This is a genomic window from Iodidimonas nitroreducens (genome assembly GCA_000710935.1).
Classification (GTDB): Bacteria; Pseudomonadota; Alphaproteobacteria; order Sphingomonadales; family Rhodothalassiaceae; genus Iodidimonas; species Iodidimonas nitroreducens.
On sequence record BAYV01000011.1, the window covers coordinates 1 to 14,062 of the forward strand.

Annotated in this window: 12 protein-coding genes, 1 pseudogene and 1 riboswitch; all 13 genes and pseudogenes read left to right on the forward strand. The window is 58.1% G+C overall.

All coding sequences use genetic code 11. The features are described 5' to 3' along the window. Positions 1-288 precede the first annotated feature (288 nt). The 13 genes and pseudogenes from AQ1_RS04895 (at position 289) to AQ1_RS04955 (ending at position 14,061) form a co-directional block, all read left to right on the forward strand. Positions 289-705: a hypothetical protein gene (locus AQ1_RS04895; protein WP_042084857.1), complete on the forward strand. Its 417-nt coding sequence runs from the start codon at positions 289-291 to the stop codon at positions 703-705. Between the two features lie 184 nt (positions 706-889). Beyond that, positions 890-2,533, forward strand: a complete 1,644-nt coding sequence (gene ccoN, locus AQ1_RS04900) for a cytochrome-c oxidase, cbb3-type subunit I (protein WP_042084859.1) — start codon at positions 890-892, stop codon at positions 2,531-2,533. A gap of 11 nt (positions 2,534-2,544) precedes the next feature. After that, entirely contained in the window at positions 2,545-3,282 is a 738-nt protein-coding gene (gene ccoO, locus AQ1_RS04905) for a cytochrome-c oxidase, cbb3-type subunit II (protein ID WP_081837090.1), read from the forward strand. Between the two features lie 5 nt (positions 3,283-3,287). Next, a complete protein-coding gene (locus tag AQ1_RS04910; RefSeq protein WP_042084863.1) occupies positions 3,288-3,503 on the forward strand; it encodes a cbb3-type cytochrome c oxidase subunit 3 in 216 nt (71 codons plus the stop codon). Then, entirely contained in the window at positions 3,500-4,393 is an 894-nt protein-coding gene (gene ccoP, locus AQ1_RS04915; RefSeq protein ID WP_042084865.1) for a cytochrome-c oxidase, cbb3-type subunit III, read from the forward strand. Before AQ1_RS04910 ends, ccoP begins: the two co-directional genes overlap by 4 nt. Before the next feature lie 10 nt (positions 4,394-4,403). After that, entirely contained in the window at positions 4,404-5,939 is a 1,536-nt protein-coding gene (gene ccoG / locus AQ1_RS04920; RefSeq protein ID WP_462687066.1) for an RdxA/RdxB/FixG family protein, read from the forward strand. Positions 5,940-5,970: 31 nt separating this feature from the next. Next, positions 5,971-6,477 carry a FixH family protein gene (locus tag AQ1_RS14415; protein WP_052370970.1) on the forward strand — a complete coding sequence of 169 codons (507 nt, stop codon included), beginning with the start codon at positions 5,971-5,973 and terminating at the stop codon, positions 6,475-6,477. Then, positions 6,474-8,786 carry a heavy metal translocating P-type ATPase gene (locus AQ1_RS04930; RefSeq protein WP_052370972.1) on the forward strand — a complete coding sequence of 771 codons (2,313 nt, stop codon included), beginning with the start codon at positions 6,474-6,476 and terminating at the stop codon, positions 8,784-8,786. The genes AQ1_RS14415 and AQ1_RS04930 overlap by 4 nt, the downstream gene beginning before the upstream one ends. Beyond that, a pseudogene (ccoS, locus tag AQ1_RS15420) lies at positions 8,783-8,920 on the forward strand (cbb3-type cytochrome oxidase assembly protein CcoS); the annotation flags it as partial. The gene AQ1_RS04930 and the pseudogene ccoS, both read left to right, overlap by 4 nt. Positions 8,921-9,051: 131 nt before the next feature. Next, a riboswitch (cobalamin riboswitch) is annotated at positions 9,052-9,248 on the forward strand. Between the two features lie 144 nt (positions 9,249-9,392). Further along, positions 9,393-11,345, forward strand: a complete 1,953-nt coding sequence (locus tag AQ1_RS04940) for a TonB-dependent receptor plug domain-containing protein (RefSeq protein WP_152550389.1) — start codon at positions 9,393-9,395, stop codon at positions 11,343-11,345. Between the two features lie 9 nt (positions 11,346-11,354). Next, on the forward strand, positions 11,355-12,296 hold the full coding sequence (locus AQ1_RS04945) for an ABC transporter substrate-binding protein (protein WP_161760427.1): 942 nt from the start codon (positions 11,355-11,357) through the stop codon (positions 12,294-12,296). 2 nt (positions 12,297-12,298) lie between these two features. Next, positions 12,299-13,303 (forward strand): FecCD family ABC transporter permease, encoded by a 1,005-nt coding sequence (locus AQ1_RS04950; RefSeq protein WP_042084870.1) that lies wholly within the window; start codon positions 12,299-12,301, stop codon positions 13,301-13,303. Beyond that, positions 13,300-14,061, forward strand: a complete 762-nt coding sequence (locus tag AQ1_RS04955) for an ABC transporter ATP-binding protein (protein WP_042084871.1) — start codon at positions 13,300-13,302, stop codon at positions 14,059-14,061. Before AQ1_RS04950 ends, AQ1_RS04955 begins: the two co-directional genes overlap by 4 nt. The last annotated feature ends 1 nt before the right edge of the window (position 14,062 follow it).

Below are 14,062 nucleotides of genomic sequence, written 5' to 3' on the forward strand. Positions count from 1 at the left end.
ACGATCTCCCGCCCGCACCCATCATATCACAGCTCCAACACACAGGGATCCATCTTTCCCAAGCTCCGCCCTTCACGAGTTGGACCCCGGCTCGGGGGCCGGGGTGACGCAATTTAAACAGCCCGGGTTGATGAAAGAGGGTGTCTGCGCCCGGCGCGATGAAAAGACCTGCGACATAGGGTCGGGGAGGGGGTTGGGGGATCAACTTTGATTTGCATCAAAGCGGAAAGGCTGCCAGCCTTCTAAGTGTCTTGCTTCATCGGGTGAGAGACTTGAGGAGGGCGGAGGATGGGGAGCGCTAAGGCCTATCCCAAGGGATGCCTGATCCGGATCAGGCAAGAGGGTGGCATGGCAGGGCTGGTGATTGCGGGCTGGTTCCTGCTTTCAGGCCTGGCCGTGATATTGGCCCCGGCTTTGGCGGCATCATCGGCACAAGACTCGGCACAAGCTAATGAACCCTCTTTCTTGGGCCTGCCCCAAAGCCTTTTGTGCCTGTCGGTCATCCCCGATGGCCGCGATCATCCGGCGTCCTTTTCCGGCCCGTGCCATGCTGCGATGGCGGTATCCGGTGTTCTTTCTTTTCATCGACAACCGCAAACATCCGCGCGGGCCTTAAAGCCGTTCATCAGGCTTGCGGTGGGGGCATATGGGGTGGGGCCAATCCCGGTTTTATCGGCTTTTGCCCATGATCCTGCCCCGCCATGAGGGGGCAGGCGATAGCGCGTGGCGAAATTTTCATTGGGTGCGGCTGATTTGATCTGGATCAAACCGCAGCCGAGCCGCTAAAGGCAAACAGAACCATAGATCAGGCGTGGTCATCAAAAAAACGATCCGCCGATTGCGATGGCCGGATCATCGGATTTAAGAAGCAGGGAAAGGAACAGGCCCCATGTCAGCCACGAAACCAGCTTTGCCGGGGGGGCTTCCCCTTCTTGCCTGGGGCGTGATCATCGCTTTGGGCGCGGGCGCGCTTTTGTGGATTTTCATTGCCATGTATGCCCTCGATACCCCGATGCGGGTGCATGCCCTGCTGTTTGCTGCGGCCTTTATTGCCGGGATCGCCCTTATTGGGGATCGGGCCGGGCGATCTGCCGGGCCGCCGGTGGGCTATAATGATGTGATCGTCAAATATGGCGTCGTGGCCTCGATCTTTTGGGGTGTTGTGGGCTTTCTGGTGGGGGTGGTGATCGCCTTTCAGCTTGCATTCCCGGCGCTCAATTTCGATACCAGCTTCCTCAATTTCGGGCGGATGCGGCCTTTGCACACATCGGCGGTGATTTTTGCCTTTGGCGGCAATGTGCTGATCGCCACAAGCTTTTGGGTGGTCCAGCGCACCAGCCGGGCGCGGCTGGCCGGGGATATTGCGCCCTGGTTCGTTTTCTGGGGCTATCAGCTTTTCATTGTGATCGCGGCCACCGGTTATCTGATGGGGGTGACCCAATCCAAGGAATATGCCGAGCCCGAATGGTATGCCGATATCTGGCTGACCATCGTTTGGGTGACCTATCTGCTGGTTTTCCTCGCAACTTTGGCCAAACGCCAGGAGCCGCATATCTATGTGGCCAATTGGTTTTATCTGGCCTTTATCGTGACCATTGCGATGCTGCATCTGGGCAATAATATCTCGATTCCCATATCGCTTTTCTCGTCGAAATCGGTGCAGCTTTTTTCCGGCACGCAAGATGCCCTGATCCAATGGTGGTATGGCCATAATGCCGTGGGCTTTTTCCTCACCGCCGGGTTTTTGGGGATCATGTATTATTTCATCCCCAAAAGGGCCGAACGTCCGGTTTTTTCCTATCGCTTGTCGATCATCCATTTCTGGGCGCTGATCTTTCTTTATATCTGGGCCGGGCCGCATCATCTGCACTACACCGCCTTGCCCTTATGGGCGCAAACCCTGGGGGCCACCTTTTCGATCATGTTGTGGATGCCAAGCTGGGGTGGGATGCTGAATGGCCTGCTCACCTTGAAAGGCGCATGGGATAAGCTGCGCACCGATCCGGTGATCCGGATGCTGGTGGTTTCCGTTGCCTTTTACGGGATGAGCACCTTTGAAGGGCCGGTGATGTCGATGCACTGGGTGAACGGTCTTTCGCACTATACCGATTGGACCATCGGCCATGTGCATTCCGGCGCTTTGGGCTGGGTGGGCTTTGTTTCCTTTGGGGCGATTTACTGCATGGCCCCTGCCGTGTTCGGGGTGCGGCAGCTTTATTCGCTGGTTTTGGTGGAATGGCATTTCTGGGTCGCCACCTTTGGCATCCTTTTATACATCACCGCCATGTGGGTTTCGGGGATCATGCAGGGTCTGATGTGGCGGGCTTATGATGATCTGGGCTTCTTGCAATTTTCCTTCGTCCAAACCGTTGAGGCCATGCACCCCTATTATATTATCCGCGGTATGGGGGGCGTGTTGTTCCTCATCGGTGCGCTGATCATGGCCTATAATGTGTATATGACGGCAAAAGGCCGGGTGCGCGGCAATGAAGCCATCGAGCCAGAGCGTGCTTTGGCGCAACCGGCGGAATGAGGACAGGGATCATGGCAAAATTCACACATAAAACCATCGAGAAGAATTCGATCCTGCTGCTGGTGCTGACCCTTGTCGTCGTGTCGATTGGCGGGCTGGTTGAAATCGTGCCGTTGTTCTGGATCAAAAGCACGATTGAAAAGGTCGAGGGCATCAGGCCCTATACCCCTTTGGAACTGGCGGGGCGGAATATCTATATCCGCGAAGGCTGCTATAATTGCCATAGCCAGATGATCCGGTCTTTGCGCTCGGAAGTGGATCGCTATGGCCATTATTCGCTGGCCGCCGAAAGCATGTATGATCATCCGTTTCAATGGGGATCCAAGCGCACCGGCCCCGATCTGGCTCGGCTGGGGAATAAATATTCTGATGAATGGCATCAATTGCACATGGCCGATCCGCGTTCGGTGGTGCCGGAATCGGTGATGCCCGGCTATCCCTTTCTCGCGCGCACGCCCCTTGATGTGGAGATTATCGAAGCCGTGCTCGAAACCCATGCTCTGGTGGGGGTGCCCTATGATGCTCAGATGATCGCCCATGCCAAGGCCGATCTGGTGGCACAATTGCAGCCCTTTGGCGATCTGGATGGGCTTTATGAACGTTATGGCGAAGGGATTGCGGTGCGCGATTTCGATGGCAATCCGCGCCTGATTTCCGAGCTTGATGCCCTCATTGCCTATATGCAGATGCTGGGAACATTGGTGGATTTCAATGTTTATAAGGCGCAAGAGGCTGATAATGAAAGATAAGTGCGATGTATGAAGCCTTATCGAATATTGCAGGCACCTGGGGGCTTTTGTTCCTGCTCGTGCTGTTCATTGCGGTGCTGGGCTATGCCTTATGGCCCCGCAACAAGGATAAATTCGATCATGCCAGCCGCCTGCCGCTTAGCGATGAGCCGCCCGAAGATTTTGGCACAGGCAAGAAGGCACCCGGCGCGCGCCCGACAGACAAGGATCAAAGATCATGAGCAAGGCACCGGACAAAGATGAACTCACCGGGATCGATACCACCGGCCATGATTGGGATGGGATCACCGAGCTTGATAATCCCCTGCCGCGCTGGTGGCTTTATATGTTTTATGCCTCGATCGTCATCGCCATTTTGGGCTGGATCTGGTATCCATCCTGGCCCATTTGGGTGGGAGAATGGACCTACAGCAAGGGCATTGCCGGCTTTTCCAAGCGTGCCGAGGTGACCGCCGAATTGCAAAGGGTGGCCGAGGGCCGCGAGGTTTATTATCAGCAGATCCGCGAACAGCCGCTTGAGGCGGTGATCAACGATCCCCAATTGCTGCGGATCAGCATGGCCGGGGGGGCGGCGGCCTTTGGCGATAATTGTGCGGCTTGTCATGGTTCGGGTGCGCAGGGCTTTGTGGGCTTTCCCAATCTGAATGATGATGCCTGGCTGTGGGGCGGCACTTTGTCCGATATCTATCAAACCCTGCAGCATGGTATCCGCTGGGAAGCCGATTATGAAACCCGCCTGTCGGTCATGCAGGGTTATCTGGCGGATCAGATCCTGACGCGGAACGAGGTGTCGGATGTGGTGGATTATGTTTTGTCATTTCATGATCAGGCCGAGGATGAAGCGGCGGTGGCGCGCGGGCAGGTGACGTTCGAGCAGATCTGTTCGGCCTGCCATGGCGCGGATGCCAAGGGGATGAAGGAATTGGGCGCGCCCAATTTAACCGATGCCATCTGGCTTTATGGCGGTGATCGGGCCACGATCTATGAAACCGTGGCCAATGGCCGGGCGGGGGTAATGCCCGCCTGGGCCGGGCGGCTTGACGATGCCACCATCAAACAGCTTGCGATTTATGTGCATAGCCTTGGCGGTGGTCAGGATGAGGCGAATTGAACCATAAGCGGTGATTAGATTGACTGATGAGGCAGGCGCGGCGCATCCCATGGCCGGGGCGGCGGGAACACCGCTCCCCCCACAGCCGAACAAGGCTGCGCCGCTTTATCAAAAAAGGATCAAGATTTACCCCAAAAGGGTGAGCGGCTTGTTTCGCAATGTGAAATGGGTGGTGATGCTGATCACTTTGGGGATTTATTATATCACCCCATGGCTTCGTTGGGATCGCGGGCCATCGGCACCTGATCAGGCGGTTCTGCTCGATCTGCCCAATCGGCGCTTTTATATCTTCTTCATCGAAATCTGGCCGCAGGAGATTTATTATCTCACCGGTCTTTTGATCCTGTCGGCGCTGGCTTTGTTTCTTGTCACGTCGCTTTTCGGGCGGGTCTGGTGCGGCTATGCCTGCCCGCAAACGGTATGGACCGATCTTTTCATCTGGGTTGAACGATTGGTACAAGGTGATCGCAATAAGCGGATGCGCCTTGATAAAGCCCCATGGCGGCTGGAGAAGATCGCCAAAAAATCCATCACCCATGGCATCTGGCTGGTGATTTCCGTGGCCACCGGCGGGGCATGGGTTTTTTATTTTGCCGATGCTCCCACCCTTTTAAGCGATTTATTGCAGGGCGATGCCCCGATGGCCGCATATATCGCCATTGCGGCCTTAAGCTTTACCACCTACAGCCTGGGCGGATTGATGCGCGAGCAGGTGTGCACCTATATGTGCCCCTGGCCGCGCATTCAGGGCGCGATGTTTGATGCCGATACCTATCTGGTTTCCTACAAGGCGGACCGGGGTGAGCCGCGCGGCCCGCATAAACAGGGCGAAAGCTGGGAGGGACGCGGCGATTGCATTGATTGCAAGGCCTGTGTGACCGTTTGCCCGGTGGGCATCGATATTCGCGATGGGCCGCAGCTTGAATGTATTCAGTGCGCGCTTTGTGTGGATGCCTGCAATGAAATCATGGATCGGGTGGACCGTCCGCGCGGGTTGATTGATTATGAAACACTGGCCATGCCCCAGGCCCGTGCGGAAGGGCGAGAAACGCGGCCAAAATTATTGCGGGGCCGGACCATCATCTATGGCCTGTCCATCCTGCTGACCATGGCGATCATGGCCTATGGATTGCTCACCCGCAGTGATCTTGATCTTTCGGTCCAGCAGGATCGCAATCCATTATATGTTTTGCTTTCGGATGGCGGCGTGCGCAATGGCTATCAGCTCAAAATCATCAATAAAGCCCATGAAGAACGCAATTTCATCATCGCTATCAAGGGGCTGGATGGCTATGAATTGAGCCGCCCCAATCATCAGGGACCTGTGGATGTGGTTTCGGTGGGGCCGGATGCCCAAAAAACCATCCGGCTTTATGTAGCTCTGCCTAAAGAAGGGCTGAACGCATCCCGCTTTCGGGATGGCGAGGCGCAGATCAGGATCATGCTGCGACAAGAGGATGATCAGGCTTCGGGAGATTTGGGAGATTCGGCGCGTCCCGTGCTGGCATCCCAAAATATTGGCTTTCGTACGCCGCCCCAAAGATGAAGGGCGCCAAAAGATGAAGGACAAGAGAATCATGGCTGTGGCAAGAGCATTTGAAAAGCCGCTCACCGGGCGCAAGGTTCTGCTGATATTTTGCGGGTTTTTCGGGCTCATCCTAGGCGCCAATATCATCATGATGGTGTTTGCCGCCATGAGCTATGATGGGGTGCAGGAAGAGGATGCCTATCGCAAGGGCCGGGATTATAATGATGTGCTGGCCGCTGCTGCAGCGCAAAATGCCTTAGGCTGGCAGGTTGAATTTGACCAGAAAATGGGCGGCATGGTTTTGCAAAGGCAGGTTTTTGCCCGCTTTTTGGATGATCGCGGCCAGCCTTTGGATGATCTTGATGTGAGGGCGACCTTCTTTTCCCCAATCGAGGAAGAACATGATACCGGCCTTGGCCTCGCCAATCTGGGGGCGGGCCGCTATGAGGGGATGATCACCGTGCCCCGCGCGGGGCGCTGGGAATTGCGGATCAGTGCTGTGCGCGGGGATGCGCAGATATTCCATCAGCGCAAAGAGGTGTTCATCGCCCCATGACCCTTTCATCAGCCAAAAACCCGATCGGGGATCAAGCCGTGTTCCCGCAGCCATCTGCCGAAAAGCAGGGTGGGGGGCAGGGGGGTGCGCGGCATCTGGAAAGCGGTGATCACGAGATGGATTTTCTGGTGCCCGGCATGCATTGCGCGGGCTGCATCCGCAAGCTGGAGCAGGGGCTTTCCAAGCTGGAGGGGGTAGAGGCGGCGCGCGCCAATCTCACCACCCGACGGGTGCGCTTGCGCTATCGGCCCGGCCTTCAGGATGCCGATCTTTTGCGCCAAAGCATTGAAGCACTGGGCTTTGATGCGGCGCCCTTTGATGCGCGTCTGGCAGGCGAAGAAGATGAAGCCCGCGCCCGGGGGCTTTTGCGGGCGATGGCGGTTTCGGGATTTGCGGCGGCCAATGTGATGCTGCTGTCGGTATCCGTTTGGGCGGGTTTGGTGTCGGATATGGATACCGAAACCCGCGCCCTGTTTCATTGGCTTTCGGCGCTCATTGCCTTGCCCGCCGTGGCCTATGCCGGGATGCCCTTTTATCGTTCGGCGGCAGCGGCCTTGCGCCATGGCCGGATGAATATGGATGTGCCCATTTCCCTTGGGGTCATTTTAGCGTCGGCGGCCAGCCTTGCCCAAACCCTTCGCGGTGCCGAGCATGTGTATTTTGATGCCAGCATCAGCCTTGTGTTTTTTTTGCTGATCGGTCGTACTCTTGATCATTCCATGCGCCACCGCGCGGGTGAGGCGGCGCGCAATCTGCTGGCCATCCGCGCCATTGCCGCCACTAAAATTGCCCCGGATGGCCAGCGTTATTCAGTTCCGGTGGAAAGCCTTGTGCCGGGGGATCGGGTATTTGTGGCGGCGGGGATGCGGGTGCCGGGGGATGGGAAGATCATCGAGGGGCGCAGCGATATCGATCTCAGCCTTCTGACCGGGGAAAGCCTGCCGCTGCCGGCGCAGGTGGGGATGGATGTGTTTGCCGGAACCCTGAATCAAACCGGGCCATTGATCATCGAAATCATGGCGGCGGGCGAAGATACGGTGCTGGCCGATATGGCCCGCCTGATGGAATGCGCTGAACAGGGGCGGGCCGGTTTTGTGCGGCTGGCGGATCGGATCGCCCGCTTTTATGCTCCCCTTGTGCATCTTCTGGCGGCGGGCAGCTTCATCGGCTGGATGCTGGCGGGGGCGGATTGGTATCAATCCCTGATGATTTCCGTGGCGGTGCTGATCATCACCTGCCCCTGTGCTTTGGGATTGGCGGTGCCGGTGGTGCAGGTGGTGGCATCGGGGATGCTGTTGCGTTTGGGGGTTTTGGTGAAATCCCCCGATGGGCTGGAACGCTTGGCGGGCATCGATCTGGTGGTTTTCGATAAAACCGGCACCCTAAGCCACGGCCATGCCGCGCTGATCGGGCCGCTTTCGGCAAAGGGCGATGATCGCTTTGCTGCCGCTTTGGCTCGGCAATCCCAGCATCCCCTTTCAAAAGCCCTGTTCGCGGCGTGGGGGGCGCAGCATCCTGATGTGCTCTTGCCCCGCCCCGATGATGTGCATGAAGAACCCGGCTGTGGGCTATCGGCCCGCTTTGGGGATGATCTGTGGCGGCTGGGCAGCCGCGATTGGGTTCAGGGCATCAGCCGCCAGCCCGACCATGATCCCAATGATGGCCCTGCTGATGACGCGATTGAGACGGCACCCGGTGGGCCGGTTTTATGGTGCGCCCGGGCGGGTGGGATGGCCCGGCCTTTTGCTTTTCATGATCGCCTGCGCCCCGATGCGGCGGCGGTGGTGGCCGGGCTGAAGGCGGCATCCATCAAGGTGCATCTGCTTTCGGGGGATCAGCCGGCGGCGGTGGCGGCGATGGCGGCCCGGCTGGGGATTGATCATTATAAAGCGGCGGCCAAACCGGCGGATAAAATCGCGATCCTCGCCGATCTGGCGGCGTCGGGGCATAAGGTTCTGATGGTGGGGGATGGGCTGAATGATGCCCCGGCCTTGCGGGCGGCCCATGTTTCGATGTCGCCCGCCAGCGCTGCCGATATCACCCAAACGGCGGCAGATTTCATTTTCCAAAGTGATAGCCTGCTGCCGCTTTTGCACGCCCTTCATATCGCCCGCCGTGCCCGTGCCCATGTGATTGAAAATTTTGCCATGGCTTTGGGCTATAATCTTTTGGCTGTGCCTTTGGCCGTGGCGGGCTATGTCACCCCTTTGATTGCCGCTTTGGCGATGTCGTCTTCCTCGCTGATCGTCACCCTCAATGCCCTGCGTCTGCGCCTGTCAAAAACCAGCCCTGGCCGGGACGCGCGATGAGCGTTCTTTTATTTTTGATCCCCATCGCGCTGTTTTTGGGGGGGCTGGGCCTTGCCGCCTTTTTATGGTCTTTGCGCTCGGGGCAATATGATGATCTCGATGGGGCGGCGGCGCGCATTCTGCTCGATGATGATGGCCCAGATTCCGACAGAGATTCCGACAGAGATTCCGCCAGAGATTCCGCCAGTGATTCCGCCAGAGAAACCGACCCTGATGAGGCAGCCAAAAAGCCTGATGATAGCCCTTGCTGATCGGATGCTTTGTGCTTATGGTCAGCTATGGTGGTGCCTTCGAGTGATCGGAGGCCAAAAGGGAACGCGGTTCAAAACCGCGGCTGTGCCCGCAACTGTAAGCGGAAAGGTCCGCGCATCATAAGCCACTGAAGCGTCATCGCTTCGGGAAGGCAGCGCATCAGACCAATGACCCGCAAGCCAGGAGACCTGCCACCCCGTCGTCTTCCTTGGGCCGGGACCAGCCATAAGGAGCGGACTTCCGCAGCGGCGACATCATGGGTGCTGGTGTGGATCAACGCGGGATGTTCCTTCTATTCCAATATTGATCTTGGCCGGTGGCCCGTTTTGCAATGACGTGAACGGGAGTTTCGCCGTGAGAAGACTGTTGAAGGGTGCCTTTGCATCCTGTGTTTTATGCTGTGTTCTGGCCTCTAAACCGCTTTTGGCTCAGGAATCCCTATCGATTGAGGGGCGTGATCCGATGATGGCCCAGCCTGATGAACCAAAGGCTGCTCTTGAGGAACTGATCATCACCGGCACCCGCGAGCCGGTTGCAAAAAATCTGCTTGGGGCTTCGGTTTCGGTGATTGATGGGGCGCGGATCGAGGCCCGACAGGTTCCATTATTGTCGGATATTTTGCGCGATGTGCCGGGGGTGTCTGTCAGCCCCACCGGGCCATTGGGCAGCCAGACCCAGATCCGCATCCGTGGGGCCGAGGGAAACCAGACCCTGGTGCTGATCGATGGGATCGAAGCCACCGATCCGGTGGGCAATTTCGAGCTTGATTTCGCCGATGTGCTGACCACGGGGATCGAGCGGATCGAAGTGATCAAGGGGGCGCAAAGCGCGCTTTATGGCTCGGAAGCCATTGGCGGGGTGATCAGCATCCTGACCAAAGAGCCGGTTGAAGGGTTCGATATGGAAGCCCTGGCCGAAGGGGGATCCTTTGGCACGGCGCGCCTTGGCACCACCTTTGCGGGGGGTACCAAGCGGCTGGGGGCCACGGTTTCGGTGGGCTATCTCAATACGGATGGTGTGTCGGCCAGCCCATCGGGGGATGAACGCGACGGCTATGAAAATCTCACCCTTTCGGCCAAGATCAAGGCTCAACCCACCGATCAGTTGCGCTTGGGGCTGGTTTTACGCCGGGTGTCGGCGGATAGTGAATTCGATCAGCAGGATTTTGCCACCGGCCAGATCGTCGATGCCGATCTCGACCGCTCGTTTGATGCTTTTTACGGGCAGGCGGATGCCCGGCTCGATCTGTTTGACGAGCGCTGGCGGCAAAGGGTTTGGGCGGCGCTCACCGATACCGACAGCGATAATTTTACCCAAAGCCAGTTCACCAATTCCTTTGAAGGCCAGCGGCTGAAATTTGGCTATCAAAGCAGCTTTGCCCTGCCTTCCACCGATGTCACCTTGGCGGTCGAGCATGAAGAGCTGGATTTCAAATCGATCAATGCCGATCTCGATGATCCATCCAATCAGGATCAGAAAGATGATCAAAGCTCGTTCATCGGGGAAATGCGCAGTGATGTTTGGCCGGGGCTTTATTTCACCCTTGGTGTGCGCCATGATCTGAATGGTGATTTCAAGGATGCGACCACCTGGCGCTCCACCGCTTCATGGCAATTGCCTGCCGCTATCCGGCTTCATGGCAGCTTTGGCACAGGGGTATCGGACCCCACATTTTTTGATCGCTTCGGCTTTTTTCCGGGGCAGTTTATCGGCAATGAAAATCTCAGCCCGGAAAAGGCGAAAGGCTGGGATCTGGGGCTGGAAAAATCATGGCTCGATGAAAAGCTGGTTTTCGATCTCACATGGTTTTCTTCCACCCTGCGCGATGAAATCGTCAGCGTTTTTGATGCCACCAGTTTTTTATCATCGGTGGAAAACCAGATCGGCAAAAGCGATCGCCGGGGCGTGGAGCTGAGCCTGCGCTATCAACCCCATGATAATCTGGAAATTTTTGGCAGCTATACATGGCTTGATGCCGAAGAACCCGATCAAAGCCGCGAGGTGCGGCGGGCCCGCCATCAGGCAAGCCTTTCAGGCACATGGCGGTTTTTATCCCAGCGCGGCAGCCTCACCGCTTCGGCACAATATAATGGCGATCAGGATGACCTTGATTTTTCAGTCTTTCCCGCACAGCGTGTAGTGCTCGATGATTTCGTGCTGATGACCTTGGCCGCGCGCTATCGTTTGTTTGATGGGGTGGATGCGGTGGCGCGCCTTGAAAATGCGCTGGATCAATCTTTCCAGACCGTTTTGGGCTTCAACACCCCCGGGCTAGGAGCCTTTGCCGGTATCAGGGCGGCGTTTTAGGGGATGGGGATGGCGCATAAAATAACCGCCCGGATGATGCTGATCTGGCTGATTTTGCTGGCTTCCTTGCCGCTCCGGGCGGAGCCTGTGCCATCCCGTATCATCAGCCTTGATTATTGTGCGGATGCCTATCTGCTGGCCTTGGCGGCGCCTGAGGATATTCTGGCGCTGAGCCCCGATGCCCGGGCCCCCTATGCCTGGGGACGGGATCGGATGGCGGGCATCCCCCAACATCGGGGCGAGGCCGAGGAAATTCTGGCACTTCGCCCTGATCTGGTGATCCATTCCGGACTTGGTCATCTAAAATCACTGGAAATGATTGAAAGTTTCGGTATCGAAACGATTGATATCGGCTATTCAGAAAGCCTGACCCATGGGCTTGAAGCTTTGAAAATCACGGCGGCGGCTTTGGGCCGCGAAGCCCGCGCGGAAACGCTTTTGGCGGAGATCGAACGGCGCCTTGATAGGGCATTGAAGCTCCGCGCCCGGCTCGATGGCCCGGGGCCACGGCCACAGGCGCTATATATCACCCCATCGGGCATCACCGCAGGCAAAGGCACCTATATCGATGAGGTTATGCGCCTTGCGGGATTGGATAATCACCTTGATCAACAAGGGGTTTCGGGCTGGTCGGATTTATCTATCGAGGCTTTGGCCCTGTCGCCGCCGGATGTGGTGATCAGCTCGTTTTTTAATGAACGTCGCGGCTGGCAAGCGGCCTGGCGCTTTTCCCATCATCCCCTGACCGAAAAGCTGATGCACGAGGCCCGGCATTATGAAGTGCCCGCACAGGATTGGGGCTGCGGCGGATTTTTTCTGGTGGATGCGGTGGAGCGCCTCCTGGATCTGCGCCAACAACAGGCCATCCAATCCGATCAGCTTGCGGCTGACCTTTCGGCGCAAAAGGACCAGCAGCCCCAGCAGCCCCAGCAGCCAATGGGGGGGCAATGATGATGAGAGCTGCCCCCGCTCGCCTGCATCATGGGGCTTTAGGGCTGTTTTTGAGCCTATTGGTTTTGGTGCTGTTCGTCCTTTCCTTGTTTTTGGGGCCTGCGGATCTGGGATTACCGGATCTGTTCAAAGCCATTGATGGGGATGACGGGATTTTGCAGGCGATTTTCTGGCAGATCCGTTTGCCGCGCGCTTTGCTGGCGGTTTTGGTGGGGGGATCGCTGGGCCTGTCGGGGGCGGCTTTGCAGGGTTTATTGCGCAATCCTCTGGCCGAACCGGGGGTGATCGGGGTTTCGGCCAGTGCCGGGTTCGGGGCGGTTTTGGCGCTGTATTTTTCGGCGGCGGGCTTGTCCTTGTCGGTGCCCTTGGCGGCGATGACCGGGGCTTTTCTCGCCACCGCTTTGCTTTTGGTTTTGGCGCGCCGGGATGCCAGTGTGCTGAGCCTGATTTTGGCGGGGGTGGCGATCAATGCCCTGGCCGGGGCGCTCACGGCGCTGGCGCTTAATCTGTCGCCCAATCCTTTTGCCCTGGCGGATATGGTGCATTGGTTGATGGGCAGCTTTGCCGATCGCAGCCATCGCGATGTGATGATGGCCGCACCGTTCATCATTATGGGCATGGCACTTTTGCTGCTGTCGGGTCGGGGCTTGCGCGGTCTTGTTCTGGGCGAGGAAACGGCGCAATCTTTGGGCATCAACCCTGCGCGCCTGCGCCTTCTGGTCACTTTGGGAGCGGCCTTGTGCGTGGGGGCGGGGGTGGCGGTGGCGGGGGCCATCGGCTTTGTGGGGCTGGTGGTGCCGCATATCCTGCGGCCCTGGGTGGGTTATGATCCGGCGCGGCTTTTATGGCCCAGTGCGCTGGGGGGGGCGGCCCTGCTTTTGGGGGCGGATAGCCTTGTGCGGCTGTTGCCCGGCGGGCAGGAATTAAAGCTGGGGGTGGTCACCGCCCTCATCGGGGCGCCGGTGTTCCTCCATCTCATCTGGTCCACCAGAAGGCTGATGCGATGACCCTGGCCGTGCGCGATATCAGCATCAGCCTCGATGGGCAAAAGATCGTTAAGGGGGCGTCTCTGGCCGTTTCATCGGGGGAACTGGTGGCCCTGATCGGCCCCAATGGGGCGGGGAAATCCACCTTGTTAAAGGCCCTGGCCGGGCTTTTGCCCTATCGTGAAGGGGCGCAAAATGTGCCGGTCAGCGCCTCAACAACATCGATCCGCAAAGCGGCGCGGCTGCGGGCGTGGCTGGGGCAGGATGCGGTGATCCATTGGCCGGTAACGGTGGAACGGCTGGTGGCTTTGGGCCGCTTGCCGCATCTGGATGCTTTTCAAGCCGCCCCCCATGCGGATCGGGAGGCCATTCATCAGGCGTTATCCAGAACCGGCTGCCTCCATCTGGCGGATCGCCCGGCCACGCATTTATCGGCGGGCGAACGCGCCCGGGTTTTGCTGGCGCGGGCCCTGGCCACGGGGGCACCTTTTCTGCTTGCCGATGAGCCGGTGGCGGCCCTTGATCCGGCCCATGCCTTTCACATGATGGATTTATTGGCCGAAGAAGCCAAAGCCGGTTGCGGGGTTCTGGTGGTTTTGCATGATCTCAATCTGGCAGCGCGCTATGCGGATCGGCTGGTTTTGATGCACGAGGGGCAAATTATTGCCGAAGGTGCGGCGGATCATGTGCTTGATGATCATAATCTGGCGCGCAGCTATGGGATCAGGGTGGCGCGCGGCCCGCATTGGCTGGTGCCGGTGGGGCGCAGCGAGCCCTGAA

Bases quoted from the DNA above. Each gene is read 5' to 3' on its own strand.
- AQ1_RS14415 (WP_052370970.1), top strand. From the start codon at position 5,971: ATGGCTGTGGCAAGAGCATTTGAAAAGCCGCTCACCGGGCGCAAGGTT.
- AQ1_RS04950 (WP_042084870.1), top strand. From the start codon at position 12,299: ATGAGAGCTGCCCCCGCTCGCCTGCATCATGGGGCTTTAGGGCTGTTT.
- AQ1_RS04930 (WP_052370972.1), top strand. From the start codon at position 6,474: ATGACCCTTTCATCAGCCAAAAACCCGATCGGGGATCAAGCCGTGTTC.
- AQ1_RS04895 (WP_042084857.1), top strand. From the start codon at position 289: ATGGGGAGCGCTAAGGCCTATCCCAAGGGATGCCTGATCCGGATCAGG.
- AQ1_RS04955 (WP_042084871.1), top strand. From the start codon at position 13,300: ATGACCCTGGCCGTGCGCGATATCAGCATCAGCCTCGATGGGCAAAAG.
- AQ1_RS04945 (WP_161760427.1), top strand. From the start codon at position 11,355: ATGGCGCATAAAATAACCGCCCGGATGATGCTGATCTGGCTGATTTTG.
- ccoP (WP_042084865.1), top strand. From the start codon at position 3,500: ATGAGCAAGGCACCGGACAAAGATGAACTCACCGGGATCGATACCACC.
- ccoO (WP_081837090.1), top strand. From the start codon at position 2,545: ATGGCAAAATTCACACATAAAACCATCGAGAAGAATTCGATCCTGCTG.
- ccoN (WP_042084859.1), top strand. From the start codon at position 890: ATGTCAGCCACGAAACCAGCTTTGCCGGGGGGGCTTCCCCTTCTTGCC.
- AQ1_RS04910 (WP_042084863.1), top strand. From the start codon at position 3,288: ATGTATGAAGCCTTATCGAATATTGCAGGCACCTGGGGGCTTTTGTTC.